29 protein-coding genes and 1 tRNA gene are annotated in these 25,104 nt (G+C 58.8%); 18 read left to right on the forward strand and 12 right to left on the reverse strand.

Going from position 1 to position 25,104, the window contains the following annotated elements:
- The first annotated feature begins 56 nt into the window (after nt 1-56).
- Complete coding sequence (locus DWU99_RS15285) at nt 57-1,997, forward strand: alpha/beta hydrolase family protein (RefSeq protein WP_115478944.1); 1,941 nt, start codon at nt 57-59, stop codon at nt 1,995-1,997.
- Nucleotides 1,998-2,161: 164 nt separating this feature from the next.
- Here the strand turns inward: DWU99_RS15285 and DWU99_RS15290 are convergent, their stop codons facing one another.
- The 8 genes from DWU99_RS15290 to DWU99_RS15325 all read right to left on the reverse strand — a co-directional run bounded on the left by DWU99_RS15290 (nt 2,162) and on the right by DWU99_RS15325 (nt 8,353).
- Nucleotides 2,162-2,560, reverse strand: a complete 399-nt coding sequence (locus tag DWU99_RS15290; protein WP_115478945.1) for a hypothetical protein — start codon at nt 2,558-2,560, stop codon at nt 2,162-2,164.
- A gap of 276 nt (nt 2,561-2,836) precedes the next feature.
- On the reverse strand, nt 2,837-3,205 hold the full coding sequence (locus DWU99_RS15295; RefSeq protein WP_115478946.1) for a VOC family protein: 369 nt from the start codon (nt 3,203-3,205) through the stop codon (nt 2,837-2,839).
- 308 nt (nt 3,206-3,513) lie between these two features.
- On the reverse strand, nt 3,514-4,743 hold the full coding sequence (locus tag DWU99_RS15300) for an outer membrane beta-barrel protein (RefSeq protein ID WP_233511164.1): 1,230 nt from the start codon (nt 4,741-4,743) through the stop codon (nt 3,514-3,516).
- Between the two features lie 414 nt (nt 4,744-5,157).
- Nucleotides 5,158-6,117, reverse strand: coding sequence for an alpha/beta fold hydrolase (locus DWU99_RS15305; protein WP_115478947.1), 960 nt, complete (start codon nt 6,115-6,117; stop codon nt 5,158-5,160).
- 211 nt (nt 6,118-6,328) lie between these two features.
- Entirely contained in the window at nt 6,329-7,099 is a 771-nt protein-coding gene (locus DWU99_RS15310; RefSeq protein WP_115478948.1) for an NAD(P)-binding domain-containing protein, read from the reverse strand.
- A 146-nt stretch (nt 7,100-7,245) separates the two neighbouring features.
- Nucleotides 7,246-7,626 carry a VOC family protein gene (locus DWU99_RS15315; RefSeq protein ID WP_115478949.1) on the reverse strand — a complete coding sequence of 127 codons (381 nt, stop codon included), beginning with the start codon at nt 7,624-7,626 and terminating at the stop codon, nt 7,246-7,248.
- Nucleotides 7,627-7,696: 70 nt separating this feature from the next.
- Nucleotides 7,697-7,867, reverse strand: a complete 171-nt coding sequence (locus tag DWU99_RS15320; protein ID WP_115478950.1) for a glycosyl transferase family 39 — start codon at nt 7,865-7,867, stop codon at nt 7,697-7,699.
- 123 nt (nt 7,868-7,990) lie between these two features.
- Nucleotides 7,991-8,353: a GFA family protein gene (locus DWU99_RS15325; RefSeq protein WP_199535817.1), complete on the reverse strand. Its 363-nt coding sequence runs from the start codon at nt 8,351-8,353 to the stop codon at nt 7,991-7,993.
- A 375-nt stretch (nt 8,354-8,728) separates the two neighbouring features.
- On the opposite strand from DWU99_RS15325, the gene DWU99_RS15330 reads away from it, so the two are divergent.
- Nucleotides 8,729-9,907 (forward strand): class I SAM-dependent rRNA methyltransferase, encoded by a 1,179-nt coding sequence (locus tag DWU99_RS15330; protein WP_115478951.1) that lies wholly within the window; start codon nt 8,729-8,731, stop codon nt 9,905-9,907.
- A 100-nt stretch (nt 9,908-10,007) separates the two neighbouring features.
- Here DWU99_RS15330 and DWU99_RS15335 read toward each other — a convergent pair whose 3' ends face one another.
- A complete protein-coding gene (locus tag DWU99_RS15335; RefSeq protein ID WP_115478952.1) occupies nt 10,008-10,661 on the reverse strand; it encodes a glutathione S-transferase family protein in 654 nt (217 codons plus the stop codon).
- Nucleotides 10,662-11,105: 444 nt separating this feature from the next.
- On the opposite strand from DWU99_RS15335, the gene DWU99_RS15340 reads away from it, so the two are divergent.
- Nucleotides 11,106-11,390, forward strand: a complete 285-nt coding sequence (locus DWU99_RS15340; RefSeq protein ID WP_115478953.1) for a hypothetical protein — start codon at nt 11,106-11,108, stop codon at nt 11,388-11,390.
- Between the two features lie 246 nt (nt 11,391-11,636).
- Nucleotides 11,637-12,341 carry a DUF4386 domain-containing protein gene (locus DWU99_RS15345; RefSeq protein WP_115478954.1) on the forward strand — a complete coding sequence of 235 codons (705 nt, stop codon included), beginning with the start codon at nt 11,637-11,639 and terminating at the stop codon, nt 12,339-12,341.
- Between the two features lie 181 nt (nt 12,342-12,522).
- Here DWU99_RS15345 and DWU99_RS15350 read toward each other — a convergent pair whose 3' ends face one another.
- Nucleotides 12,523-13,194 carry a helix-turn-helix transcriptional regulator gene (locus DWU99_RS15350; protein ID WP_115478955.1) on the reverse strand — a complete coding sequence of 224 codons (672 nt, stop codon included), beginning with the start codon at nt 13,192-13,194 and terminating at the stop codon, nt 12,523-12,525.
- A gap of 4 nt (nt 13,195-13,198) precedes the next feature.
- On the reverse strand, nt 13,199-13,858 hold the full coding sequence (locus DWU99_RS15355) for a hypothetical protein (protein WP_147292941.1): 660 nt from the start codon (nt 13,856-13,858) through the stop codon (nt 13,199-13,201).
- A 403-nt stretch (nt 13,859-14,261) separates the two neighbouring features.
- Here DWU99_RS15355 and DWU99_RS15360 point away from each other — a divergent pair, with 403 nt between their 5' ends.
- The 14 genes from DWU99_RS15360 (at nt 14,262) to DWU99_RS15425 (ending at nt 24,864) form a co-directional block, all read left to right on the forward strand.
- Complete coding sequence (locus DWU99_RS15360; RefSeq protein WP_115478957.1) at nt 14,262-14,600, forward strand: hypothetical protein; 339 nt, start codon at nt 14,262-14,264, stop codon at nt 14,598-14,600.
- Nucleotides 14,601-14,605: 5 nt separating this feature from the next.
- Nucleotides 14,606-15,016, forward strand: a complete 411-nt coding sequence (locus tag DWU99_RS15365) for a DUF2231 domain-containing protein (protein ID WP_115478958.1) — start codon at nt 14,606-14,608, stop codon at nt 15,014-15,016.
- Entirely contained in the window at nt 15,013-15,807 is a 795-nt protein-coding gene (gene folE, locus DWU99_RS15370; RefSeq protein ID WP_233511165.1) for a GTP cyclohydrolase I, read from the forward strand. Before DWU99_RS15365 ends, folE begins: the two co-directional genes overlap by 4 nt.
- Before the next feature lie 71 nt (nt 15,808-15,878).
- Nucleotides 15,879-16,571, forward strand: coding sequence for a ferredoxin--NADP reductase (locus DWU99_RS15375; RefSeq protein ID WP_199535818.1), 693 nt, complete (start codon nt 15,879-15,881; stop codon nt 16,569-16,571).
- 81 nt (nt 16,572-16,652) lie between these two features.
- A complete protein-coding gene (locus DWU99_RS15380; protein ID WP_115478961.1) occupies nt 16,653-17,366 on the forward strand; it encodes an RNA polymerase sigma factor in 714 nt (237 codons plus the stop codon).
- A gap of 493 nt (nt 17,367-17,859) precedes the next feature.
- Nucleotides 17,860-18,516, forward strand: a complete 657-nt coding sequence (locus tag DWU99_RS15385; protein WP_115478962.1) for a GTP cyclohydrolase II — start codon at nt 17,860-17,862, stop codon at nt 18,514-18,516.
- Between the two features lie 42 nt (nt 18,517-18,558).
- Nucleotides 18,559-19,299, forward strand: a complete 741-nt coding sequence (locus DWU99_RS15390) for a RibD family protein (protein ID WP_267897535.1) — start codon at nt 18,559-18,561, stop codon at nt 19,297-19,299.
- Between the two features lie 177 nt (nt 19,300-19,476).
- Nucleotides 19,477-20,397 (forward strand): LysR family transcriptional regulator, encoded by a 921-nt coding sequence (locus DWU99_RS15395; RefSeq protein ID WP_115478964.1) that lies wholly within the window; start codon nt 19,477-19,479, stop codon nt 20,395-20,397.
- Between the two features lie 104 nt (nt 20,398-20,501).
- Complete coding sequence (locus DWU99_RS15400) at nt 20,502-21,251, forward strand: SDR family NAD(P)-dependent oxidoreductase (RefSeq protein WP_115478965.1); 750 nt, start codon at nt 20,502-20,504, stop codon at nt 21,249-21,251.
- Between the two features lie 229 nt (nt 21,252-21,480).
- Complete coding sequence (locus DWU99_RS15405; protein ID WP_115478966.1) at nt 21,481-21,873, forward strand: hypothetical protein; 393 nt, start codon at nt 21,481-21,483, stop codon at nt 21,871-21,873.
- Nucleotides 21,874-22,359: 486 nt separating this feature from the next.
- On the forward strand, nt 22,360-22,848 hold the full coding sequence (locus DWU99_RS15410) for a DUF417 family protein (protein WP_115478967.1): 489 nt from the start codon (nt 22,360-22,362) through the stop codon (nt 22,846-22,848).
- Nucleotides 22,849-22,938: 90 nt separating this feature from the next.
- Nucleotides 22,939-23,691, forward strand: a complete 753-nt coding sequence (locus DWU99_RS15415) for a GntR family transcriptional regulator (RefSeq protein ID WP_115478968.1) — start codon at nt 22,939-22,941, stop codon at nt 23,689-23,691.
- A 7-nt stretch (nt 23,692-23,698) separates the two neighbouring features.
- A complete protein-coding gene (locus DWU99_RS15420) occupies nt 23,699-24,553 on the forward strand; it encodes a sulfite exporter TauE/SafE family protein (RefSeq protein WP_115478969.1) in 855 nt (284 codons plus the stop codon).
- The gene (locus DWU99_RS15425) at nt 24,550-24,864 is read left to right on the forward strand and encodes a DUF1634 domain-containing protein (protein ID WP_115478970.1); all 315 of its coding nucleotides are present in this window, start codon (nt 24,550-24,552) and stop codon (nt 24,862-24,864) included. Before DWU99_RS15420 ends, DWU99_RS15425 begins: the two co-directional genes overlap by 4 nt.
- Before the next feature lie 112 nt (nt 24,865-24,976).
- Here DWU99_RS15425 and DWU99_RS15430 read toward each other — a convergent pair.
- Nucleotides 24,977-25,053: transfer RNA gene (locus DWU99_RS15430), tRNA-Arg, on the reverse strand.
- Nucleotides 25,054-25,104: the final 51 nt, after the last annotated feature.

The raw sequence follows: 25,104 nt of genomic DNA on the forward strand, positions 1-25,104 counted from the left end.
GCCGACGTTTTTATGTAATTTGTAGCTGGGGTCTAGAGGCATCAGGGGGATGCACGATGAAGCGCTTTTGGATGGCCTGGTTGCTGGTCTCGGTGGCGTCCGCCTGTTGGGCGGACAGCGTTCCGAAGATCACGGATTTCTTGCAGAGCGCTGAATACGAACGCGTTGCGATATCGCCCGACGGGGCGCTACTGGCCATTGCTCATCGTGAGGACGAAAACACGACGGTCACGATTCTGCAGCGCTCGGACATGCATGTGGTGGCGCAAATCGGTTCTGGAAGTCACGGAGAGATTGGAGCACTGTCGTGGCTGGGGTCCGATCACCTGGTTATCGCGGCCAACCGCGATTCAGGTCGGTATCACGTACCGATCTACGACCCTCTGATATATCTGGTGGATATTCACGCGAAGCACCCGCAGATATTGGCTTCGAACTTCTTCGGTACGGTACGCGGAGATGATCGCCATTTCCTGGTTCGGGAATGCAAGGATTTCAGTGCGGACGGCGAGTGCCGTTTCAGCTTGTGGCGGCAAGACATCGATCATCTGATCGACAAGGGGGTAGAGCTGGGCGTGGCCCCCTTGGGAGATGCCTCGATGATGGTCGACCACGCCGGGGTACTCCGGTTTGCCTGGGCCTGGAGCAATACGGCGCGAAGCCAACTCTATGTACGCAGCGACAACGGGCAATGGTCCGCGCTCAACGATAGCGATGCCACGCATGTCGAGGTAATTCCGATCGGCATTTCCGCGGATAACAAGACCGCCTTTCTGGAGCGCGAGCGCGCCGATGGTCCCGATGTCATCGAGAGCTACGATTTTGCCAGCGGCAAACGAACCGAGCTGTTGAGCGATCAGGTGTCCGATCCGCTCCTCACCATCTTTTCCATGGATGGCAAAGAGCCCATTGGTGCCTGGTTCGGTCCCGGCGTGCCACAAGCGCGCTACTGGGCGCCGAGCAGCGAGGACGCCAAGTGGCACAGTGCGTTGGTGAAGGCTTTTCCCGGCACTGTGGTCAATGTGCTGAGCAGTACCGCCGATGGTTCAGTGATCGTCGTGTTTACGTACAGCGATCGGGACGATGGCTCGTGGTACGTGCTGGATCGGACCACGCACAAGGCCACGCTGTTGTTTCATTCCCGACCCTGGCTGGACTCTGCACCCATGGCGGCGATGGAACCGTTCGAGTTCAAGGCCAGGGATGGACTGGCCCTGCACGGATTCCTTACGCGCGCACAGGGAGTGAGCGGTCCGGCGCCGATGGTAGTGATTGTTCACGGCGGCCCGTACTTCATTGCAGACGAGTGGGCTTTCGACGAGGAAACCCAGCTGCTCGCCGCGCACGGTTACGGTGTGTTGCACGTGAACTTTCGCGGCTCGGCGAATTTCGGCCTGCACTTCATGCAGTATGGTTATCGCCAGTGGGGGCGCGCCATGGTAGATGACATCACTGATGCCACCCGATGGGCGATCACGAAGGGTGTGGCGGACCCGAAACGAATCTGCATCTATGGTGGGAGTTACGGTGGTTACGCTGCACTGATGGGGGCTGCGCGCGAACCCGGACTTTATCGTTGCGCCATCGGGCTGGCCGGCCCGTATGACCTGAGCAAACTTTATCGCTGGGGCGACATCCATCGCAGCGATTACGGCATGCACTACCTGAATATGGTGCTCGGCTCGGACAAAGCTGCCTTGATCGCCGACTCACCGATATCGCGTGCTTCCTCCATCACGATTCCCGTTTTGCTCGCGCACGGCGTGCAGGATGATCGTGTACCGATCGAGTACGCCACCGCGATGCGATCCGCACTGAAAAAGGCGGGCCACCCACCGGAATTCGTGAGCTACGACTGGGAAGGTCATGGCCTCGCCGATCCCGCGAACAAGCTGGATTTCTACACCCGCATGCTCGCGTTCCTGGCCGGCAACATTGGGTCGGCACCACAAAACGAGGGTGACGGAAAAGCAAGTAGTGGGGACACACCAAGGTGAATGCTGGTGATTAAGCAACAAAACAGAGGAGAGCGCTCTTTTCCGCGGACCAGAAAAAGTCAGAGCACTTTTTCAAATTCCGTTTCTATGGAAAAGTGCTCTGATACCTTTTCCGGCCCCTTTTTCCTGACCCGTTCTGCTGACGACAACGTCATCGTTAACGGTCACAAGACGAGACGCTGCCGCAGATCCTTGCAGCGAGCCTCCAAACCCACCAAGGCGAGTCTGTCTCGGCCCACGAACAAATAGTGGTGCGCGTCGGGGGACCATTTATCGACGTCGGCGAACTCCTCGCCAAATGCACGAGCGCACGCAAGGTTGTTGGTTTGCCAGATTTTTAGACCCGGGTGGACAACCAAAAACGGATGGTGCTCGTCCCAGCGATGACCGGCCAGCGTCCCATCACGATGCAGTGCAATCAACGCCTCGACCGACTCCCGGTTCGCCATTCCGTCACGCAGACGCCCCTCGACCAAAAGAGGGTCCAGCATATCCACGATGACATCGCGGAAGTACCGAGCGCGGGCTTTGTCTTCATCCGATGGCGGGATAGGTGTGGTCATAAGCGGCCTGCTTGGTCTACCTGGAGTCACTATAGATCTGTATTGGGGCAGGGAAACAGGGGCTCGCGCTGATTCGAGCACCCCCATGGATTTGATGCGTAGATCTTGCTGTCCACGACCGGCCGAAAGCGGACATCGCTGATTGGTGCATATGGCCAGCCAGCGAAGTGTCAGGAGATCAGCTCCCGCACGCACTGGTGACACCAATAACGTTTGCCATGCGCGGCGAGCGCAAGCGGGCGAAGTCCGCTTGTGAACATCCCCATGATGGAAGGGTTAGGCCACGGGTTCGTGGCAAACCACTTCGATGTTGTGCCCGTCCGGACCAATGACGAAAGCCGCATAGTATCTCCCGCTATAGTTCGGGCGCAGACCAGGTGCACCATTGTCGCTGCCACCTGCCTCCAGAGCCGCGCGATAGAAAGCGTCGACTTGCTGGCGGCTCTCGGCCACGAACGCCAAGTGAAGATGCGCGGGTTTCTCCTCGGTTTGGAACATGCACAATGAAACCTTGCCGTCTGAGCTAAGCTCGATACCGTGCTGCCCCTCCTGGACGACCGCTATGCCGAGCGGATCGAGTGCGTTGAGGAAGAATGCCTTACTCGCTGCATAGTCGCTGACTCCGAATACGACGTGGTCAAACATGAGCTTTCCCGAAGTGTGCGGGCCTGCGCGTCGCCCGACGGCTATTCAAATGACCCGTGGTCCGTTTTTTATACAGACTGAAAAGAGCAATCTTTTCCATCGGATTTTCCATGGCTTCACTCCCACCGGTCTCTATAGGCAAGCGCGGGAGGGGACGAACCGATATTAGCGCGCCTCCGAATGGGCAGGTTAGATATCGCATCACCTCCAAAACAGGGTCAGGTTGGCTTTTGAGGATCTAAGATGTGAATCTGGCCCCGTTCTTTGTACAAGATCGACATCACATGCTCTAGGTATCGGACGATGGCTCAGAAATGCAAAATGGCGTCGATCACCGCGACGACCTGATAGTCGCGCCTGCCCTTGTCGTAAGCGGACAAATCGTACGAACGGTCGTAGCGGAGCTCGGGGCGAATTTCCAGGTCTTGGGACACCCAGTGCGTCAGTCCAACGGTGTGTTCGCTGTATCGCGTGGCATAGCCTGTTCGCTGCCCCTTTTCGTCGTTGTAGAACTCGTTGCGGAGCGACACCATGTCGCTCGCGCTCAGCTCAAAGTTCAAATAATTGACGATGCCGAACTCACCGGCTTCGCCAGGGAACGGCGACGAACCGGCGACACCCGGTGTACCGCCGGAACCAAAGCCGGGAATTCCGCGTGCATACATCCGATAGGCTTCCGTGAGCATGTGGAAGTGCTGGCTGAAACGGTGCCCCCACGTTGCCGCATACATCTGCAGGTTGTCGTAGTTGTAGTTGTCGCGATTGAAGCTGTTGATGCATGGATAAAGCATATCGTCGTTGCTGGCCGATACCCACCGAACGCAAGCCTGTAGCGTGGGCCGTGCGCTGCGATTCCATACCGCCGTATCGTCGCTGCCATGGATTCCGAGTTGCACCGTCCACTGCGCGTTAAGGCGTGTCGTCGTCAAAACACCCATTTGCGTATACGGATCCGCGGTGTAGAGGATCGAGTGAGTGACCAGGTAATTGTTCGGAGAAAACTGCGCCTCGATATCCGGCAACGAGAGCCAACGCCCCACCCTCACCACCATGCCTTCGCCCACCCACGGCACATAGATGTCCGCGTAAAACAACATGGGGTCCGTACCGTAGGTACGCCCCGGAAGCTGCGCATCGACAGGCGAATTGTTCAGCAGCTGATTACTGAACACGCCTTTCATCGTGGTGAAGTGATAGTCGTAGCCGTATAGCGCAGAGATGTCGAATCCCCAATCAAGATGATCGGTTTGCACCGTGTCGACAATGCGCTGAATATTGACAACCACCTGGTTCAACTCGGCACGGTTGGGGCGAACCTGATACGAGAGCGGGTAGTTGGTAAAATGGGAAGTACTCAGATTCGCCGCGGCATTGATCCAGCCAAACATCTCGATGCGATGCCGCTTCATCCACTGACCGAATGCCGTGCACCCCAGCGCTTTTTCAAGCGGGTACTGCGAATTTTCGTTGGGCACACCGATGGGATAGCTGGCTCCTCCGATCTGCCATTCGGAGGATGGGAAGGCGGGTGAATCCAAAGGTGCGCTCAATCCCCTACGCGCGGGGGCTGGAGCGTTCGGATCAAGTGGCTGCGCATCTTCGACGTATGCGGCGCCGAGTCGATGGAAGATGCTTCGGGAGCAATCGCCGCTCTGCTCGAGCGCAGGTGTCGTTTGTCCGCTGTCGACGGCCCCAACCGATTCAGATATTCCACTGAATGGTTCCAATGGCGCGCCAGACGCCCACGCGCTGAGGTTCGACATCGCCCCCACGCATGCCAGCACCATGGTCAGCACCCTGTTACGCACGGCCCTCTCCGTCACACGCAGACACCGTTAGCGCCCCCGATGATGCCATATGCAAAACTGGGGCAGGTTGGCTTTTGAGGATCTGAGAAGTGAACCTGACGCCGTTATGCGCCGCTGACCTGGGAATCGCGCCCTGTTCCATGCCTAGCGTTGCGCAGGCCCACGGCATAAGTCGATGACATGCGCAATGGCGCCGATCACCACGTCCGGTCGTTCTTTTTGCACGTAGTGCCGGCTTGGCACGTTGACGAACCGACCCCGCGTCGATTCCCCGGCGATGCGGCGCATCTGCTCGCTATTCCATGACAGAAACGTTTTTTGCTCGGCGGTTGGCGTGCCCTCGAAGGTGATCGACCTGAACCAATCGGCCGAGATCACCACCAAGGGCAGATCGCCAAGCGAGTGCTCGGCCAGCGCGATACTGCGCCCGTCGGTCGAATCCCCGTCGCTGTCGATGGGATAGAACAAGTTTTGCCTTTCCGAGAACAGGGTTGCCTGATAGGCGGGTTGAGTCTCCATGGCTCTGATGGTGTGCGTCAGCACCTGTTCGTCCGGATCTTGCTGGGCACCGAAGTCGTCCAGGCACTTCAAGGGGTCCGCGCCTTCGGGTGCCAAGGCATGCTGCTGCGCCGCGCGCTCGCAGTTTTCCAATTGCTGACCGCGCGCGAGATAGTTTTCGTATTTGTGGACATAGTTGGCGGTGGTTGCCGGAGACAGCTTTTCCGTGACGGTGGGGTCCACCAATACCAATCCCGCCACGCGGTTCGAATGCTCGTAGGTGAAAAGCCGCACATTCAATCCACCGCGCGAGTGTCCAACCAGAATCACCCGGTCACCCAGCCTGGCCTGATCGATGAGCGCCAACATGTCGTCGACTGCCGCTTGCGCCGTCGCGCGGCGATCGACGGTGTCGCTGAAAAAATAATTGGCCCGGTCGTAGGTGCATGCGCGCGTTGTCTTGGCAATCTCTCCTTGCACTGTGCGCCAACCCATCGTGCCGTCACCCAGCCCGGCATCGAAGAGCACCGTCGGCGTACCATTCCCAAGGCAATAAAGATTGAGCCGGCGGCCGGGCGCCACGGCGACGAGTTCTTGGGGATGCATGTACGCGGATGCGGGAAGCGATTCTGACGCGGCTGCAGATGCGACGGCGGCGATTACCGAGCAGAGAATCGATACGACAGTAAGTACGGAACGAACACTTGGCACGCGAAGGTCCTTGTCGTCTGACAGCAACGGGCACTGTGATGCGCACGATCCGAAAAGCGTTTAAGCCACCGTTGTCGAATACCCTGGCGCCCCTTGTTCTTCTTGCCTACACACTGTTTTGCCGGTCCGTAAGCGCTTGCCGGACGCGGTCTAGGCCAACATCGACTGCGTTCCAGACACCTTCATCACCCATTACTCGGCAGAAAAGCTCGTTGATTCCACCGGGAGTAGCGTGCTCCCGCATAAGCTCTCCGAAATCGAGATCGCCTCCGTGCAGCGATGCAGCGAGTTCCCCGAACATGGCTGCGACATAGCATTGAGCTTCCGATGGGGATATCCCATGCGCAGCAAGCCAGCGGCTTATCTGATTCAGATACAGGAAATGCGCGGCGATCGTCGCCGTTGAAGCCGAGAAATGATCGAAAGCCGTTTCATCGGCAACCTCGATAACGCGACCAAGCCGATCGAACAGGCTACGCGCAGGTTCCGTGGCGGGAAACAAGGGCGTGATGCCACGTCTAACGGCCACGGACGGCAGCGGGATCGCGCGTACGATGTTCTGCACCGGCGCGGCGAGTTCACGCAGCACCCTGAGCGGAACACCTGCCATCACGCTTATCAGGCATGGGTTCTTGAATGTAAGTTCTGACATCACCCGTCGCGCATCTGCAGGCCGCACGCACAAAAGCACAACGCTGGATTGTTCCAGTACCGCTTGATTGCTCTGCGCCACGTGAACGTTCGAGTAGGAGGCAGCAAGCTTCGCCACGATTCCCGCGTTGCGTGGCGAAAGCAGGATTTCCGGCGGCTCGCCACCCTCGCTCAAGCCAGCAACCATGGCGGCACCGATCGCCCCTACTCCAATCACACCAAGCATCGCGTGGGTTCCTCAGGAAGTTGTCGATTTTGCGGGATGTGGGCTTTGCGGACGATATCTTCATTCACCCCGATCAACCAACGGGAACCTACGAGATGGCTGCCAAACGGAAAGGTGTGAAGCCTGGCGATTTGGCCTACCACAAGTTAGTCCCAGCGATTAGCGTTCTTTGGAAATCCCGGACGCTGTATTCGGACCACGCAGAATCTCTGCCCCGTCGGCGCCTGCATCACGACCCAACGCTCAAGGCGATCCACGACATGCGCGCCCAGCTTCTCCAGACGAGCTACCTCGGCGGGAATGTCGCCAGTCTCGATATCTATGTGGACTCTGCTTTCGTGTGTCACGCGCTGGATTTGAACGATGGGTTCGTCCTCAGGCGTTTCCAGCATGCGGTAATTGCCGCGCGTACCCGGATGGTCCATGTCTATCGGGCGCCCCAGCGCTTCGGCCCAGAAATCGGCGGCCTTGTCGATATCGGGCGTGTTGCAATCGATGAGCAGCGCGCAAAGGCGGGAATAATGCATGACTTCATCATCCGAATCAGGTTACGGGAAATGTGAAGATGCCGATTTACTTGTATCGACGCATTAACATCTACTGGTGAGCCGGGCGTCTGGCGCGCCGCCAAAACACAACCTCGAACACCACGCCTGCGGCGATCAGTACGGAACCAAGCAGTGGCGTGCCAAAGAACAGTGGACCGATTCCCGTGGCATAAGCGATACCTGCGGCGATCAGGAAAAGCAGTGTGACCAGGTGGCGCATGACTAAACCTCCTCAGCTGCGAAAAACCGCTACAGATTAGTGTATTAGCACATGCCAAGGGTCAGCTTGTGCAACATCGGAGCATGGATTACGGCCAGGGGTAAGGCACGGTGTCCTGCGCCTTTACGGCATCGCCGCGCCGGCTGCTTGTCGAACAGGAATGCCTTGGGGATCGAAGTCGTGCAGGCAGTAAACATTGATGCCGAAGTGCTCGGGGGTGACACGCTTGCGGTGGAACGGATAAATGCCGCAGACCTTGCAGAAAAAGTGTCGCGCAGTCTTGGTGTGAAACCGGTATTCGGTCAGGTGTTCCTCGCCTCCAAGCAGCCTGAACTTGCTCTCGTGGACTTTGACCATGAGTGCATTTTTCCGTCGACAGATGGAACAGTCGCATGTCGTCAGCTCCGGGAAGTCCGTCTCGATCTCGAAGCGAACCGCGCCGCAGTGGCAACTCCCGATGTACTTCTGCAATGGCCGAGCGCCCATGTACTGCGAATTCCTGAGTGGGATGATGTCTTGGTCATGCTGCACCGAAGGTGCCCGCCTGGACGAAGCATGAAACGTATGCACACCAACCTGCAATACTGACGGCAATAACCCCCGACAGCGTTACCGCATTTACTATGCCATCTTCCGTGTGACCGAGGCGCACGCTCCATCCTGAAGCGGACACTGCCTTTTGCAGGCTGTGTTTATTCCAGCACCGTCGCCACGAGAAAATACCGATGACTTTACGCTCGCGTGGCGCCTGTTTTTTGCGACAATCCCCGCCTGCTCTTCACTGCATCGCGAAGAAGCGTCACGCGAGCAACGCGATATGGCAGGCAACGCCGAGCGTCACGGCATTCCGGAAGAATCATCATGCATGTCGTAAAAATAAACCCCGGCCGCGAGAAATCCGCGTTGCAGCGGCACCCTTGGCTATTTTCCGGTGCACTGGCGCCGCTGGCAGGCACGCCGGAATCGGGTGAAACGGTCAAAGTACTGGATAGCAACGGCCGCTTTCTGGGCTGGGCGGCATGGAGCGGCGAATCGCAGATACGCCTGCGCTTCTGGAGTTTCGACGAACGGGAACCCATCGACCGGAACTTTTTCCGGCAGCGCTTGAACCGAGCCATGCAGTTGCGCGCCGGGATGGCGCACGCAGGCGACGCCATGCGTCTGGTGCACGGCGAATCGGATGGGCTCCCCGGCTTGATCGTCGATCGCTATGGCGAGGTACTCGTAGTGCAGTTGCTCTCCGCCGGTCCGGAAGCCTGGCGCGAGATCCTTTGCGACGAACTGCAGGCACTCACCGGTGCACGCGCCATTTACGAGCGCTCCGATGCCGATGTGCGGGAACTGGAAGGACTGCCGCTGCGCAGCGGTCTGTTGCGCGGCGAACTTCCTGCGGCCACGGACATCACCGAGCATGGCCTTCGCTATCGCGTCAATGTCGCGGCCGGCCAGAAGACCGGCTTCTATCTTGATCAGCGCGCCAATCGGCAACGCATAGGCGATCTGGCGCGTGGCGCGGATGTACTGAACTGCTTCTGCTATACCGGCGGCTTTTCCTTGGCTGCCCTGCGCGGCGATGCGCGCTCGGTGTTATCGGTGGACAGCTCCGGCGACGCTCTCGATGCCGCACGCATCAATCTGAGCTTGAATGATCTGCCCAGCGAACGCGCCGAGTGGGTGGAGGCCGATGTCTTTCAATACTTGCGGCTGCTCCGCGACAAAGGACGAAGCTACGACTTGATCGTGCTCGATCCGCCGAAATTCGCCCCCACCGCGCAGCATGTGGAACGCGCCTCGCGCGCGTACAAGGACATCAACCTGTGGGCGATGAAACTGCTGCGACCGGGCGGCCATCTCGCCACCTTCACCTGTTCCGGCGGCATGACCGCCGAACTGTTCCAGAAGATCGCGGCGGGCAGCGCCTGGGACGCGAAAGCCGACATGCAACTGATCGGGCGATTTACCGCGGATGTCGATCACCCCGTATCGCTTAATTTTCCGGAAGGCGATTATTTGAAGGGATTGCTCTTGCGGAAGATCTAGAGACGCTTCGTTTCGTCCATGGCGTTGGAACAATCCGCGCAGAAACGTCTGCTCACAAGAGCGTGCGTTTACCCATCGTTGGCCGCGTCTTTAACCTTTGTCAGCCGACCGCTGGCTGGGCAGTGTTGAACGCCAACTGGGCGGCGAAAGCCCGCTTGTACGCGGGGCGCGCTTCGCCGCGGGCAACATAGGCGGCCAGGTTGGGAAATTCATTGAGAATGCCCGATGGTCTCGTCCTGAGCAGCACCGACACCATGACCAGGTCGCCCGCGCTGAACGCGCCATCCAGCCATTCGGCATCACCCAGGCGCGCGGAGAGTTGGCCAAGCCGATGGCGGACGCGATCGGCAACCATCGGCAGGCGGTCCTTAGCCCAGGGTTGATCGCGCTCCGCAATCTTGGCGTTGGTTAAATCAAAGATCGGCGGCTCCACCGAGTTGAGCGCGGCAAACATCCATGTGATCGCACGCGCCCGGGCGTTGGCGTTCTCCGGCAACAAACCCGGATGGTGCGAGGCGACATGGAAAATGATCGCGCCTGACTCGAACAGCACAAGATCGCCTTCCTCATAGGTTGGAATCTGGCCGAAGGGATGGAGAGCGAGATGCGCGGGCTCCTTCATCGCGGAGAACGAAACTGGGCGAACCTTGTAGGGTAGGCCCGCTTCTTCAAGCACCCAGCGAACACGCGTATCGCGCGCCAGCCCCATGCCGCCATCGGGTGACCGTTCAAAGGCAGTAATGGTGATAGTCATCGGGATCTCCTGGTGATTGTGATTGCACGACGCCATCCTCGGAGGCCATGGCACCGACGATGGGTTTCAACATGGGCCGCTATTCTTGCCCTGTTTGAAATGACGACGAACGTCCCGCCGCCGAATCGACATGCCCTACTTCGAGCGCTTGGCGACGTTAGCTACCGACCGACCGCACCGGAACCTGGATCAGCACCAACCAGCGACGATGACTCGCAAAACCGGAACCCGCAATGTCTGCCATGGATCGAAAGCGGACACGTCAAAACGAAGCCTTTGGTGTTGCGTATGGAACGACGCGATTTCTTGCCAAGGCAAGCGGGGTCCGTGATGACCTTCCCATTGCGGTGTCTTCGATAACTAAGGACTTCTTCGTTCACGGCGCTTTCACACATCAATCTACTACATAGGTCCCGCTGTACAACCAACGGAAGGGAGATCGTTATGAAAATTGTTTTCAAGGCCGCCACCGTAGCCGGACTGCTGTTGGGAATCGGAGCCTCCATTCATCCGACTGCTGTTTTGGCCCAGCCAGACTGCTCGCCATGCCTCATGGAGCACATTGAGTGCGAGGAAGGAAATCAGTCTGCGTGCGCTTCCTGGTACAACGTCTGCGTGCCATTCTGCAAAGAGCGTGGATCGGCAAGCGGCACGCCACCCACCCGGCACAATGAGAAGCTGAATATGGCGTTGTTGAACTCCAAACAGGCCACGACGGTAGCCAAGTAATCGACGGACCCGGTTAACGGGTCCGGTCACAAAACCCCGCGCCACAACGCGGGGTTTTTTTTACTCGGATTGGTGTTGATTTAGCTGGGCGCGGTCCGCGTGGGTAAACACATCGGTTTGGAACATTCCTTCCAACCATTGATTTCGACGTTTTGAACTCGGAAGGAGCGCTAGCAATCAAGTAAATCCGACCTTATTTTGGCTCTGCTCTGCAAGTACTGAAGACGCTGTACCTGGGGAGGGGCGATGACGAAGCACAACGTCGAAGTTTCGCAAAAAGCGTGGGCTAGAGTTGCTGGTGCTGCATTGGCAGCCATCATTGCGATCGGCCTGACGGGGGTTTTTCTTCAGACTTTCGTGGGACCCGAATCGAATCTTCAAAATGTCCTTGCTCACGAGCAGATATATCGAGTGAGTCTGGCTTGCGAGTTTGGGATGTTGAACAGCGATATTGTGCTGGCGATAGCGCTTTATGGTCTGCTCAAGCATGTGAATGGGCCGCTGGCTTTGCTGGGAGCGTTCTGGAGATTTGCGAACGCCATTGTTCTTGGCGTTGGGGTTGTCGCTGCCCTGACGGCTTTAGATCTTCTTGGGTTCGTACGTGATTCACCGGCACTCGGCACGCCTCAGCTCCCCGAGTTCGCTGGTTACTTCTTGCGTATGCATATCGTCGCAAGTCCGATCGGACTGTTTTTCTGGAGCATGGGCGCTGCAATCCACAGCTACCTGCTTTGGCAGTCGAGATACATCCCGCGCGTTCTGTCCGGGTCTTATCTCGCGGTCACTGTTGTGATTTTTGCCGGGTGCCTTGGAATGATGATCTTTCCTGCCCTGCAGTCCACGATTGATCCCTGGTTTGTCTTACCCGACTTGCCCGTTGAGATCGCCGTGGCTTTGTGGCTCATGACCAAAGGCGTAAAGATAGAGCCGCTCAACATTAGGGACTCATAACTAGAGACCCTGTACGACGAGCCAAACGCGACGGCGCGCGCTGCCATGACCGGACGTGCTGGCAAGGAACTTAGCCTTAAGCGCAGGTCGATGAGCTGCTGCGTAACACGTGGGCGCCGCGCTCTCTGTGCAAAATTACACTGGCTGTCAGGAAGGTTTTATCACTTCGAATTCGTAGACGCTAAGGCGGCGATTCGGAGGCATCACTGCCTGTTTCGGCCAAGCGAAACCTGCAAGAAGGTGCGCCATGGAGTATGCACGAAGTGCGATGTGTCGGGCGCCCGGCGGCCTTGCTTATGAAGGCAAGATCAAGGCGGCATACATCCGGATGGACCTTGGCCAATGAATGGAATACGCAGTTCCAGGCCTCGACTTCGGTGTGATCCCCCACTTGTGCGACACCCGCTTCATAGCCAAGCGCGTCGAGTTGCCCGGCCAACTGGCTAATGGCCTTCTCCTGCGTATCGGCTGTTGCAAGCCCTAATGCGGCGTTTTTGCCGAGCCTTGCCCCTATGTCATCCAGCATGGCTTGCACGGCTGGCACGCCACTATGTTCGTAGAGGTATTCGAGCATGCTGCTGGCGATCAACGCATAGTTGCGGGGGAACAGCTCGCGGCCGGATGACGTCAGTAGGAAGCATGCGCGCGGGCGACCGCCGCTGGAAATCGATTCTCCGCGTGTAGCGAACCTTTGCGCTATCAACGCGGTCAGGTGCTGCCTGACCGCGTTGTGGGTGATGCCAAGCGTCTGGCACAGCTCTTCGATGGTTGCGCCATGCTGCGACGAAAGCAGCCTACGCAGCAATTTCTGCTGCGTAGTGCCGAGTTGTCGCAGGCGAATCGGGTGTTTCACGGCATCAATGCGCCTTGTCTGGGAACTGCAGGGCGATGCCGTCGGACAACACGTCTGCGATCATGTTCATGTGTTGCTGCATCTCCGCCCAGGACTTGGCCTGCGTGGCCGCAGGGGCGTTGGACATCATCTCGTCGACCTGGGTTTTGTGATCATTGACGTGCATCACCAATGCACCTTGAAGCGCGCCTTCGGTCCAGTTGGAGTTAGCGCCGGCAAGGAACTTCGCGATGGCCGTCCCGTTGCTCACGAGGTCGCTCATGGCGTTCTGTTCGCCGGTGGCGTCGCCAGCCTTGGCGGCATCGGTCAGCGCCTTCACGCCGCTCCAATGTCCGGCCAGCAACTTCAACAAGCCATCCCCTGCGTCCTTGCCATAGAAGCCGGCCACCGCGTCGGCAATCTGCTTGGCATTGGCGACTACTGCGTCGGCCGCCTTGGCCGCCTTGGCGGAGTTGTTCGCATGGACGGCCACGGCGTAATCGTGGGTGGCCACGAGATGGCCGTGCCACAGCGTGCGCAGTGCGGCGTGCAGCTTGGGGGCAGTCTGTGTGGTAGCCGCCATGCTTGATTGATTCGGGGGCGAAGATTGAGCGAATGCGACGGGTGTGGCGGTAACGCATGCGAAGGCAAACGCGAGCGAACAGGCGATCGAAATCGGTTTCATGAAAAGCCTCGTGGTGGTCTGACAATTCATCGCCAGATAGCGACCCATTCATCGTAGCTATTTTCCACACACAGTAAATTTGTATATGTGTAAAGACTATTTGAAGCCACTCTTGCAAGAGTGACTCATGTACCGCCGTTATCGGCCCGATCCAGCCGTAATTCAATATCTCTCGTGATCCATGGATGTACGGGAACGCGGAAGGCGCATTTCGCATCTAATGAGCAAGAGCTTTGCCTAGCACAAACGGGTGAAGCGCCAACTATTCGCGGCGATCGTTTTACGGACCCGATCATCCGGGAACGCAAAGCAAGGTCGCTGCATCAGATGGCTTACCAAGGTGCATGGGCAGAGGAATCGCCATGCCACCCTGCCTGAAACTCAACGCGACAAGGAGATCAACATGCTGAAGGCTGCACTGATTGTATTCGCCATCGCCGCCGTGGGCGGTCTCGTCCTTGCTGCTCACGTGTTGCGCGGCAAGTTCGCGCCATGGGCCTTGTCGTTGCTGCATGCGCTGCTGGGGGCCACGGGCCTGGTGCTTCTTGTTCTCATGCTATTGCAAGGTTCAGTGCCGCAGCAGGTGCTTGCTGGATTCGTATTGTTGCTGATCGCCGCGTTGGGAGGTTTCTTCCTTGCTTCGTTTCACTTGCGTAAAAAGCTGCCGCCCAAGGCTGTGGTGAACCTGCATGCGTGTGTTGCGGTGCTCGGTTTCCTGGCCTTGCTCAGCCTCATCGTGTGATAGCCATGCGTCATCCGTTGCATCCCGCATTGGTGCATTTTCCGGTGGCGTGCTGGTCGCTCGCCGTGCTGACCGACTTCGGCAGCCTGCATTTTGGCGAGGCAGCGTGGTCGTGGTCGGGCGGCCTTTTGGCGGTCGGTTGCGTCATGGCGGTGCTGGCCGTGTTGGCCGGCATGGTGGAACTTGCACGGGTGCCGGAGGGCGCTGCGTTGCGCGACGCCTACTGGCACATGGGCGCGATGCTCATCGCGCAGGCCGTGTTCACCACTCGACTGTTGCTGCGACTGGATCACCGGACGCCATTGGCGCCAAACACGGTTTCGCTACTGCTCGACGCGGGCGGTTTCCTCGCCCTCGCTGTGGGTGGCTGGTTCGGTGGCCGGCTGGCCCACGGCCACGGGATCGGCCGTGGTTGAACACGCCTCTTATCACCACCGCCTGGCTCGACCGTCATCCCCATTCAAGGAGTTTGTTCATGTCTGCTAACGCCCCGATCGTTGCTCTCAAACCGGACAGCAGCGTTGCGCGAATGGCCGTGTCGGACCGCATCCGCTTGCGGCTCATCGAGGCGGGGCAGCGCTACCACGCGAACGACAACATCGCCGCCTTTATCGAAGATGGCGAGTTGGACCAGCTGCGCCGGGAGGTCGAAGGCAAACTGCAGGGCGTGCTGCAGGCGCTGGTGATTGACACCGCTGGCGACCACAACACCGCGGAGACCGCGCAACGCGTGGCAAAGATGTTCGTTGATGAAGTCTTCCGCGGCCGCTATCAGTCCGCCCCCGCGATCACCGAATTCCCTAACGTGTCGCGTCTCGACGAGTTGATCGTGGTGGGTCCGATCACCGTGCGCAGTGCCTGCTCGCATCACCTGTGCCCGGTCATGGGCAAGGTGTGGATCGGCGTGCTACCGCGCGCCGACTCCGCATTGATCGGGCTGTCCAAGTACGCCCGGCTCTGTGACTGGGTGATGAGCCGGCCGCAGATTCAGGAGGAAGCCGTGGTGATGCTCGCCGACGAATTGGAGCGCCGCGTGAAACCCGGCGGCCTGGCAGTGGTGATGGAGGCCAGTCACTTCTGCATGCATTGGCGCGGCGTCAAGGACGATGCGTCGCTGATGCGCAATACCGTGATGCGTGGTGCGTTCTCCCGCGATGCGGAGCTGCGCCGCGAGTTCCTCAGCCTGTTGGGCAAAGGTGGCGTCTGAAACTGAGACGTCCATCTGAGCCCGGAGAATTTTCCATGACGACACACACCGTACGCCTTCGATCACGTCACATGGTCGCCGACGACACCATGGCCTTCCATTTTGAAAAACCGGCAGGGTTCGATTTCAAGCCTGGCCAGGCCATCGACCTCACGCTTGAAGGCTCGGCAGGCCAGTTGCCAGGTGGAGAGGATCTCAAACACGCGTTTTCCATCGTCAGCGCGCCGCATCAAGAGGAACTGGTCATTGCCACCCGTATGCGCAACAGCGCCTTCAAGCGTGCGCTCGGCGCCTTGCCGGCGGACGGATCGGCGGCCGTCGATGGGCCCTTCGGTTCACTGACCTTGCACAAGAAACCGGATCGAGGAGCCGTATTGATTGCCGGCGGCATCGGCGTCACGCCGTTCATGAGCATGCTGCGGCACGCGACACACGAGCGCAGCCCCCGGGAATTGCGCCTGCTGTACACCAATCACCGCCCCGAGGACGCCGCGTTTCTTACGGAACTGCGAGATTTGGAGCGGCAGAATCCGCGGTTCACTTTGGTGGCCACCATGACCCGCATGGAGCAATCGACGCTCGCCTGGGAAGGTCCCGTCGAGCGGATCGATGGTGAACTCATACGACAAGCCGCCGGCGCCATGGCCCATCCGGCTTTCTATCTGGCGGGACCGCCGGCCATGGTCGAGGCGGTACTGCAAACCTTGTCCAGTGCGGGGGTGGATGAAGACGATGTGCGCAGCGAAACGTTCTTCGGCTATTGACCGCGTACTCGAACCGACACGCGGATCCGCGAAGGTAGCAAGATGAGTACGGATGGTTCCATTTGGCAAACGGAGGCTGGCATGCAACGCGTACCCCATCAGGCAAGGACGCCCATCACGAAAGACACCGCGGATGCCGAGCTGGCAAAGCGCGCCGCATGCGGTGATGACGCGGCGTTCGAGGCGATCATGCGCCGTTACAACCGGCGCCTGTTCCGCACCGCGCGAAGTGTTCTCAATTCCGATGTGGAGGCCGAGGATGCCCTGCAGGACGCCTATCTCCACGCGTGGCGCGCAATGGGAAGCTTTCGCGCCGAAGCCCAGTTGTCCACGTGGCTGGTGCGCATCGTGGTCAACGAAGCGGCTGGTCGCTTACGGCGCAAGAAGGCACAACTCATACCTCTGGATACGGCCATGACCACGTTCGAATTGTCCTCCCAGGCTTCGCTCGCCGACGAACCCGACCAGGCGCCGGATCTTGTCGCGATGCGTGCGCAGTTGCGCGTGCTGCTTGAGGCGCGCATTGATCTGCTGCCCGAGATTTTCCGTACGGTATTCATGCTGCGTGCCATCGAGGAAATGAGCGTGGAAGAGGTTTCGCAGGCGCTCGAAATTCCGGAGTCGACGGTGCGCACCCGCTATTTTCGCGCGCGCAGCCTGATGCGCGAAGGTCTGGCCCGCGAGATTGACGTCGCCCTGAGCGATGCCTTCGCATTCGATGGCGCGCGCTGCGATCGGGTCGTCGCAGCCGTGCTGGTCAGTGGGCGAACCGACGGACTTTCCACCCACACCTGATGACGAGCCAACGGTTGCCAACCGGCTGGATGCAGCAGTGCGACGATCCAGCTTCGCCTCACCAACGATGGCTGGAGTCACCGGAAACAGCGAACGGATGCCCCGTCACCCGCCTTCAGCCGCCCCGACCAGGGAGCCGGCGGCAACGACGTGTCGCCAGTTCATCCTGAGTACTGAAAAACCTTTGACTGGGCACGCTCACCACGACGCTCGACGGGATTCTTTTACACAAATTTAGGGAAAGAACGATGCGTTCCATTGAATCCGTCAACGCTCCAAAACCCGGCAAACGCTTGAATGCGAGCGCGTGGGTTGCGCAGACGTTGATTTTTGTCGGGTCAGCGCCATTGTCTTCCACACCTCTCGCGGCGCTCATTTTCCGGCGGCGCCGCGAGCTGCCCATTTTCCCTCGATAGCTCCCTTACCTCTTGCATCTAAACGACGCCTCCATGGGTCCCACATCGAATACGAATCAAACTGAGCTAACCGCATCATGAATACCCATTGCGCGAAGGTCATTTCGCCAAAAGATACGCCCCGGTTGCGCACCGCTGCACAACTTCCCATCCATTTGAAGGATGGCCGTGAAGCTATCGGCACGATGTATAGCTTCCACGGGCTTTCCGATCGCAAGGAACATTTTGCAGTTCGACTCGGCACCCCGGATACAGACGCTCCTCTTGTCCGGCTTCACTCCGAATGCATGACGGGTGATGTTCTCGGATCGGCGCGCTGCGACTGCGGTCCACAATTGCACGAAGCGCTTCAGCGACTTCACGAGGATGGCGGCTTTCTGCTTTACATGCGCCAGGAAGGCCGTGGCATAGGGCTCTACAAAAAACTGGACGCCTACCGTCTGCAGGAGCAGGGGCACGACACTTACGCCGCCAATCGTGCGCTTGGCCACGGTGACGACGAACGCGATTACACAGCGGCGGCCGATATGCTCAAGGCACTTGGCGTAACGCGCATCACCCTCCTCACGAACAACCACAACAAGCGCGCGCAATTGCAAGCTCTAGGTATCGACGTGGTCGCCGTCAGGCCGACCGGTGTTTTCGCCGGACGTCACAACTTGTCTTACCTCGAAGCCAAGGTTCGTCATACCCGTCACACCATCGCATTGCCCGGCATGACGCAGGAACCCTGACTCAATCGGTAAAGTCCGATGCCAGCCTCCAGCAACAGCCCGATGCACATTTGCCTGTCTGCCGCCTGCTCCATCGACGGTTACATGGACGACACATCCAATCAGCGCCTGATTTTATCCAGCGACGAAGACCTGTTGGACATTCAGCGTGAGCGTTCCCTATGCGATGCCATCCTGGTAGGCGCGGGAACGTTACGCGCGGACAATCCACGTCTTTCGATCAGAGAGCCACCCTTGGTTGATGCGCGCCTTCGCAACGGTCTACCCGCACAGCCGATCAAGATTACCTTGACGGCTACAGGTAACCTGGATCCGAACGGGCAGTTCTTCCAACAGGGCACGCAGGAAAAAATCGTGCTTTGCCCCACTGGCGTAGTCACCAGCCTCAAGTCACGTCTTGACGGATGGGCCACGGTCATCGGCATCGACGCCCCTATCACCGCGCGCCGAATTGCCCACGTTCTTCAAGAACGTGGCGTCCGCCACCTTTTTGTGGAAGGTGGCGTGCTGGTTTTATCGCTATTCCTCTCCGAGGGCATCTTCGACCGCTTTCGGCTAGCCATTGCCCCGTTCTTTGTCGGAGAAAAAGGAATCTCCCGATTCCAGTTACAGCATGCGCTCGTCGCCAATCGTCAAGAGCGCTTGTCGATTGGAAGCGTTAGATTACTGGGCGACACCACAGTGATCGATTACCTGCACAGCCGTGGAAGACAAACAACACGGCATGATTTTGAGACAGTCTCCGATACGCCCGTTAGTTCGATCGTGGAGACTAACGTTTAAGGGCAAGGCAGCCCATGCGCGTATTGTAGGGCCGCTCATGAAAAGCGATTTGTGGAATGACCAATTGGCATGAGCGAATCGCTTTCGAGCGGCGGCGAGAGCTCTCGTGCGGTGAGCGGTGAGCCGCATGTGTCAGGCATGGTTCGGTGATAGTGGTCATCCCAGCGGAGAACAGCGATGAACCGATTGTCAGCCATGGAGGCTTTTGTACTTGTTGTCGATGCAGGATCGTTCTCGGCCGCTGCCCGTCAGCTGCGGATCGGGCAGCCGGCTGTTTCGAAGGCCATCGCCCAGCTTGAGGTCGATCTTGGCGTACCTTTGCTGGTGCGTACGACGCATGGTCTGACACCCACCGAATCCGGCCTGAACTTTTACGAGCATGCGAAGCGTGCCATCGAGTCGGCCGAAGACGCCGTGCTCGCGGCGCGAGGAGCCGGGGCGTCGCTTTCAGGTCGTTTGCGTGTAAGCGCGGCGGTCACGTTTGCCCGGCTGCACATCATGCCGCACCTGCCCGCGTTTCTCGACGCATACCCTTCCCTGGATATCGACCTTTTCCTCGAGGACCGCTACATCGACCTTATTGAGGAAGGCGTCGATGTGGCGTTGCGCATGGGCGCACTGCAAGATTCCTCACTCACTGCGCGACGCATCGGGCAGGGGCGCCTCCTGGTGTTGGGAACGCCCGAATATTTCGACAGCGCTGGCGTGCCGACTACACCGGCGGATCTCGCCGCGCATCAGACTGTCATCTACGACCGGCGCGGGGGTGGGGAAACGTGGGTCTTCCATCAGGGCTCGGCCAAGACCTCGGTCACCGTTCGCGGCAGGGTAAGGTCGACCGCACCGGATGCCGTTCGTGAAGCGGTTCTGTCGAATCTGGGACTGACCATTGGTTCCGAATGGATGTTTACGCCGGAATTGAAATCGGGACGCGTGCGCGCTGTGCTTGAAGATTGGACGTTGCCGTCCATCGATCTGTGGGCAGTGTCTCCGACGGGTCGGCGGACCAACGCAAAGGTGAAGGCGTTCATCGCCTTTATTGAATCCCGTTTGTTCGATCGGAACCAGGCGGTTTACGCAAATTCCAGATCGACATAATCGTTATTCCATTGCTCGCAATACCCTTCCATCGCGCGATAACTAAACTGGCTGGCATAGCAGGCCGTTGGCCTCGAATCAGATGAATTTGAGAGGATTCAACCATGGCAAAGTTGGATGGAAAGGTCGCCGTCATCACTGGCGGCAGCAGCGGAATCGGTCTGGCGACAGCCAAAGCCTTTGTTGATGAGGGCGCTTATGTGTTCATCACCGGACGCCGCCAGTCGGAGCTGGACAACGCCAAAGCCGCCATCGGGCGAAACGTCTCGACCGTACAAGGTGATGTCGCCAAGCTCGAAGACCTCGATCGACTCTTCGCTCAGGTGAAGGCCGAAAAAGGTGGCCTCGACGTTCTTGTCGTCAATGCGGGCTTTGTCGAGATGGCGCCGTTGGCTGCCGTGACCCCGGAACATTTCGACAAGACCTTCGCGGTCAACGCGCGCGGTGCCTTCTTTTCCGTGCAAAAGGCTGCTCCGTTGATGCGCGACGGAGGCTCGATCGTGCTTGTGTCCTCGGGCGTGCACATGAAGGGCATTCCGCAATACCACACTTACGGTGCGACCAAGGCGGCCATGCGCTTCTGGGCCAGAAGCTTGGCGGCGGAATTGAAGAGCCGCGGAATCCGCGTGAACACGCTGTCGCCGGGCGCCACCGAAACGCCCATCTTCTACGGACAATTCAAATCCAGGGAAGAAGCCAATGTCCGTAAAGGGATGTTCGAGCAGATGACGCCGCTTGGACGGATGGGCCGGCCAGAGGAAATGGCCAAGGCCATCCTGTTCCTCGGCTCCAACGACAGCAGCTACACGACAGGTTCCGATCTCGTCGCCGACGGTGGCCTCACTCAGGTCTGACACAGCAGCGTAGCGTCGACCGGTGCGCTCTCATTGCGACCTGGCATTGGACAGCGTGCACTTCGCGTGAGGCGTCGGTCGACCCATGCCCGTTTACAGCGTCGTTCAATCTCAATCGTGGCTCGGAGTCGCGACATCGACTTGCGTTGCAAGCTCTAAACGTAAAGGACCTCGCGCACTGGCCATCGGCATGTGCTTCTTTAAAAACTTCTAGAGTAAGAAGGACGGTATGAGTAAGAGTGTTCTCGCGAAGATCGGTGCGGTGCTCTACGTCTTGTGGGGATCGCTGCACCTCATGGCCGCATATAGCGTTTACCAGGTCGGACTCGAAGCATCGAACGGCATGGAGCGGGGACGACTTTTCCAATGTGCCTTCTATGTCTTCACCTTCGCAGTGAGCGCTATTGCTTTAGCCATCAAAATGAATTGGCAAAATAGCCGTACGGGATTTTGGCTAAACGCGCTCATCGTTGGCATAGCTGATGTGCCGTTTATCCTGTTCGAGATCGTTCCTGGCCATGTACCGGCATGGCCCGGCTTTGTGGGCCCGGCCGTGTGGGTTACTGCCATGATCTTCACCGGTCTGGGTCAAATGCGTCCCGTGCTGATTGCGCCTGGTTGAGTTCAACGCGGAGCTTGATGCGTTTGACTTCGGCAACCCGCTGCCCATGAGCGATCGGCCAGGTGATGGCACCAAGATTGGAAGTGCCCGTCTACCTGGTGCGTGAGCGCATGTAGAGATTGGGTGAAATTCAACGCAAGCGGTCCAAGTGATTTTGTTTGGACGCGGCGTGCCGTGTGTCCCTTCTATGTCCCTGGTTAGTTATGTCCGCTCCGGGTCGAAAGCGGACTAGGTTTTGCTCTCAACTCGTCTAAGACCCGAGAGCACCGCCTGGCTTGGATACGTTTGACATAGAGACATCATGATGTCATGATGTGCCCATACAGATAAAGGACCGCCGTGATACGCCCATCCCTCCGGGTCGGATGGTTTGCGGACGCCCAACTGTCTGCGTGAAGACCGAATCACAGGACCGTTGGCGCAGGATCGACCTGAATACCTTGCCCGCAGTATCTGCGTGGCGGCAGACGAGAGAAGAGGATACGTATGCTTAAAGAGTTCAACATCGCCGAGCGGGGCGAAGGCTCCTATTGGCTGCTGGCCATTCTCAGATGGGTGATGGTTCTGATTTTTATTTCGTTCGGCATCCAGAAATTCACGCCGCAATCGGCACATGGCATCGCCGTGTATATCGCCAACAGCCCGTTTGTTTCCTGGCTATCCATATTCGGAATTCGGGGTGAGGCGAATGTGCTTGGTGTTGTCGAGCTGACCACGGCAGTGTTGCTTGCTGCTGGCGCGTTCGTCCCCGTTCTGTCGGCCATCGGCTCCTTGATGGGTGTCGGCACGTTCATGATCACCTGGTCGTTTTTCTTCACGACACCGGGAGTCGTGACATGGAGCCTGTCCACGGACCCCATCGCGTGGAACCTTGCCGGAGAATTTCTATACAAGGACATCGTGCTTCTTTGCGTTTGCCTTGTCTTGTTTTTGGCATCCCTGCCGAAAACGTTTATTCGTCTTCGAATAAACTGAGTTTCTACCATGCCCGCCAAGCTTTTCGCTGACGCCAAGCAGGTGCCCAACTAGATATTCGTCGATACCCCAAAGAGGTTGCGTCTCAGCATGTCCGACAGCCCTTCAACGCGTCTGCCGCTTTACGCCCAGATCGAAGATGTTCTCGCAGCCCGTATTTCGAGCGGTGCGATGCCTGTTGGAACGCAACTTCCATCGGAAGAGGAACTGAGCCGCGAGTTTGGCGTTAGTCGGACCACCGTCCGCGTGACGATTCAGAACCTCGTGCGGCAGGGCTTGGTGGAAATCCGGCGTGGTCGAGGGACCTTTGTGGCCTCGCCGAGAATGGTTCAAGAACTCGCAGAGTTGACCGGCTTTGTTGAGGATATGCGGGCCTTGGGCCGAACGCCCACAGCCCGCGTGCTCAGTCGAGAGATTGTTCCGGCCACCTCGCTCGTCGCAGACAAGCTTGCACTTCCTGCAGGGACAACGGTGGTGCAAATACGGCGCGTGCGATTGTCAGATGGCGTGCCGCTCTCTTTTGACGAGACCTATCTGCCGGAGGAACTCGGCCGCAGGGTGATGACCGATGACCTCGCCAACGAGCCCATCTTCACTCTGCTGGAAGAGCGATACGACACTCCGCTGGTCGAGGCTGAATATGTTCTGGAAGCCACCGTGGCTGATCCCACCGTCGCGATGGCGCTGGAAATTCCTGTCGGCAGTCCGATCTTCTTGATCGAGCGCACCTCCTACACCTCGGGACATCGCGCAGTCGACCACGAAAGGCTGTATTACCGGGGCGACTACATTCGGTTCAAGACACGCCTGGCGCGACGCCGCGTCTCACATACCCAGAAGTGAGTTAGACGTGCTGGCAACTTCTGTTCCGGGACTCTTTTGTATCTCGGTCGGTGCGAGTGCGCTGGGTGGAGCGCTCGGAATGAGCAGCGGCATCTTCATCGTTCCTATCCTGACCCTCATCGCTGGTGTGGATGTTCGCGTCGCCATTGGTGCCAGCATCGTTTCCGTGATCGCTTGTTCCTGCGGTAGTGCTGCGTCGTTCCTCAAGGAGCGTCTTACGAACGTGAGGCTCGCGATTGTGTTGGAGACAGCGACCACCCTCGGAGCCGCCAGCGGCGTGCTGCTTTCCGGTGTCGTTTCGGTTCCAGTTCTCTATGCGGTATTCGCGATGGTGCTTCTGGTTTCCGCTTGGCAGATGCTGATGCGCCGAGGGAACGCTACAGCGCATCCTCATGGCGGGCCGACCGATGGGTGGGTGCGTCGGCTTGACTCTGTCTATCCGGACCGCGCCATCGGCAGTGACGTGGCCTATCGGATCGAGCGCTTGCCGGCGGGCCTCGCCTTGATGTACGGCGCCGGGCTGCTGTCCGCGCTGCTTGGGATCGGCAGCGGCGTATTAAAGATTCCGGCGATGGACACCGCACTTCGCTTGCCGATCAAGGTCTCGTCCGCGACGTCGAACTTCATGATCGGTGTAACGGCAGCCGCGAGCGCGGGCGCCTATTTCATCCGCGGCGCGATCGTGCCGGCGATCGCGGGCCCCGTCGCACTGGGGTCGGTCGTCGGCGCGCTTCTGGGCGCACGCCTCCTGGTGTTCATCGCGCCGAACAAACTTCGCTTGGTCTTCGTGGTCGCGCTGCTGGTCCTGGCGATTCAGATGGTCTTCGCAGCGGTGGGCGTACGCAGAGTCCTGGGGGCATGACGACGCCGACGTGCAGCGCTGCTGATCGATTGAACAGCCGCTTGGCGTGGCTCCTGAGCCGCGGAAGCGGGGCGTCATGCTGGCTCATCGCGATCGGAATGGTGCTGCGCATGTTTGGCGCGAGCGCACGATCGGGAGCCGATGGTCTTGTCTCAACCGGAATCGTCCTGTTGATTGCGCTCCCGACCCTTCGCGTCGCGACGATGGGTGTGTGCTTTCTTTTTCGCCGTGAATTCGACTTCGCTCTGATCGCTGCTCTTGTCCTCGCGATCCTGGTTGCATCGACGTTGCTCGGCGTTGCTGCGGGATGATCGCAGTGAGGCACTCGATGAATCGATCGACGACTGGTTCGACGCACATTTGTCCGGGAAGCAAACCTCGGGGACAAGGTTAAGCGGACTTTGATGCTCGGCGGCGGCGAAATGGCGCGCCCGGAGGGATTCGAACCCCCGACCAATGGCTTCGGAAGCCACTACTCTATCCGGCTGAGCTACGGGCGCGTGGATGTCTGCACTGGCATGGGCGACTCAAGCGGTGCGCGCCAGCGCGAA

This window comes from Dyella psychrodurans, assembly GCF_003363265.1.
Taxonomy (GTDB): Bacteria; Pseudomonadota; Gammaproteobacteria; order Xanthomonadales; family Rhodanobacteraceae; genus Dyella_B; species Dyella_B psychrodurans.

What these genes read in the sequence shown, in the direction of transcription:
- DWU99_RS15395 (WP_115478964.1), top strand. Translation starts at nt 19,477, where the DNA reads ATGAACCGATTGTCAGCCATGGAGGCTTTTGTACTTGTTGTCGATGCA.
- DWU99_RS15390 (WP_267897535.1), top strand. Translation starts at nt 18,559, where the DNA reads ATGCACATTTGCCTGTCTGCCGCCTGCTCCATCGACGGTTACATGGAC.
- DWU99_RS15410 (WP_115478967.1), top strand. Translation starts at nt 22,360, where the DNA reads ATGCTTAAAGAGTTCAACATCGCCGAGCGGGGCGAAGGCTCCTATTGG.
- DWU99_RS15405 (WP_115478966.1), top strand. Translation starts at nt 21,481, where the DNA reads ATGAGTAAGAGTGTTCTCGCGAAGATCGGTGCGGTGCTCTACGTCTTG.
- DWU99_RS15380 (WP_115478961.1), top strand. Translation starts at nt 16,653, where the DNA reads ATGCAACGCGTACCCCATCAGGCAAGGACGCCCATCACGAAAGACACC.
- DWU99_RS15295 (WP_115478946.1), bottom strand. Translation starts at nt 3,205, where the DNA reads ATGTTTGACCACGTCGTATTCGGAGTCAGCGACTATGCAGCGAGTAAG.
- DWU99_RS15315 (WP_115478949.1), bottom strand. Translation starts at nt 7,626, where the DNA reads ATGCATTATTCCCGCCTTTGCGCGCTGCTCATCGATTGCAACACGCCC.
- DWU99_RS15375 (WP_199535818.1), top strand. Translation starts at nt 15,879, where the DNA reads ATGGTCGCCGACGACACCATGGCCTTCCATTTTGAAAAACCGGCAGGG.
- DWU99_RS15330 (WP_115478951.1), top strand. Translation starts at nt 8,729, where the DNA reads ATGCATGTCGTAAAAATAAACCCCGGCCGCGAGAAATCCGCGTTGCAG.
- DWU99_RS15345 (WP_115478954.1), top strand. Translation starts at nt 11,637, where the DNA reads ATGACGAAGCACAACGTCGAAGTTTCGCAAAAAGCGTGGGCTAGAGTT.
- DWU99_RS15385 (WP_115478962.1), top strand. Translation starts at nt 17,860, where the DNA reads ATGAATACCCATTGCGCGAAGGTCATTTCGCCAAAAGATACGCCCCGG.
- DWU99_RS15415 (WP_115478968.1), top strand. Translation starts at nt 22,939, where the DNA reads ATGTCCGACAGCCCTTCAACGCGTCTGCCGCTTTACGCCCAGATCGAA.
- DWU99_RS15425 (WP_115478970.1), top strand. Translation starts at nt 24,550, where the DNA reads ATGACGACGCCGACGTGCAGCGCTGCTGATCGATTGAACAGCCGCTTG.
- DWU99_RS15335 (WP_115478952.1), bottom strand. Translation starts at nt 10,661, where the DNA reads ATGACTATCACCATTACTGCCTTTGAACGGTCACCCGATGGCGGCATG.
- DWU99_RS15340 (WP_115478953.1), top strand. Translation starts at nt 11,106, where the DNA reads ATGAAAATTGTTTTCAAGGCCGCCACCGTAGCCGGACTGCTGTTGGGA.
- DWU99_RS15320 (WP_115478950.1), bottom strand. Translation starts at nt 7,867, where the DNA reads ATGCGCCACCTGGTCACACTGCTTTTCCTGATCGCCGCAGGTATCGCT.
- DWU99_RS15360 (WP_115478957.1), top strand. Translation starts at nt 14,262, where the DNA reads ATGCTGAAGGCTGCACTGATTGTATTCGCCATCGCCGCCGTGGGCGGT.
- DWU99_RS15325 (WP_199535817.1), bottom strand. Translation starts at nt 8,353, where the DNA reads ATGGGCGCTCGGCCATTGCAGAAGTACATCGGGAGTTGCCACTGCGGC.
- DWU99_RS15290 (WP_115478945.1), bottom strand. Translation starts at nt 2,560, where the DNA reads ATGACCACACCTATCCCGCCATCGGATGAAGACAAAGCCCGCGCTCGG.
- DWU99_RS15305 (WP_115478947.1), bottom strand. Translation starts at nt 6,117, where the DNA reads ATGCATCCCCAAGAACTCGTCGCCGTGGCGCCCGGCCGCCGGCTCAAT.
- DWU99_RS15285 (WP_115478944.1), top strand. Translation starts at nt 57, where the DNA reads ATGAAGCGCTTTTGGATGGCCTGGTTGCTGGTCTCGGTGGCGTCCGCC.
- DWU99_RS15310 (WP_115478948.1), bottom strand. Translation starts at nt 7,099, where the DNA reads ATGCTTGGTGTGATTGGAGTAGGGGCGATCGGTGCCGCCATGGTTGCT.
- DWU99_RS15355 (WP_147292941.1), bottom strand. Translation starts at nt 13,858, where the DNA reads ATGAAACCGATTTCGATCGCCTGTTCGCTCGCGTTTGCCTTCGCATGC.
- DWU99_RS15365 (WP_115478958.1), top strand. Translation starts at nt 14,606, where the DNA reads ATGCGTCATCCGTTGCATCCCGCATTGGTGCATTTTCCGGTGGCGTGC.
- DWU99_RS15400 (WP_115478965.1), top strand. Translation starts at nt 20,502, where the DNA reads ATGGCAAAGTTGGATGGAAAGGTCGCCGTCATCACTGGCGGCAGCAGC.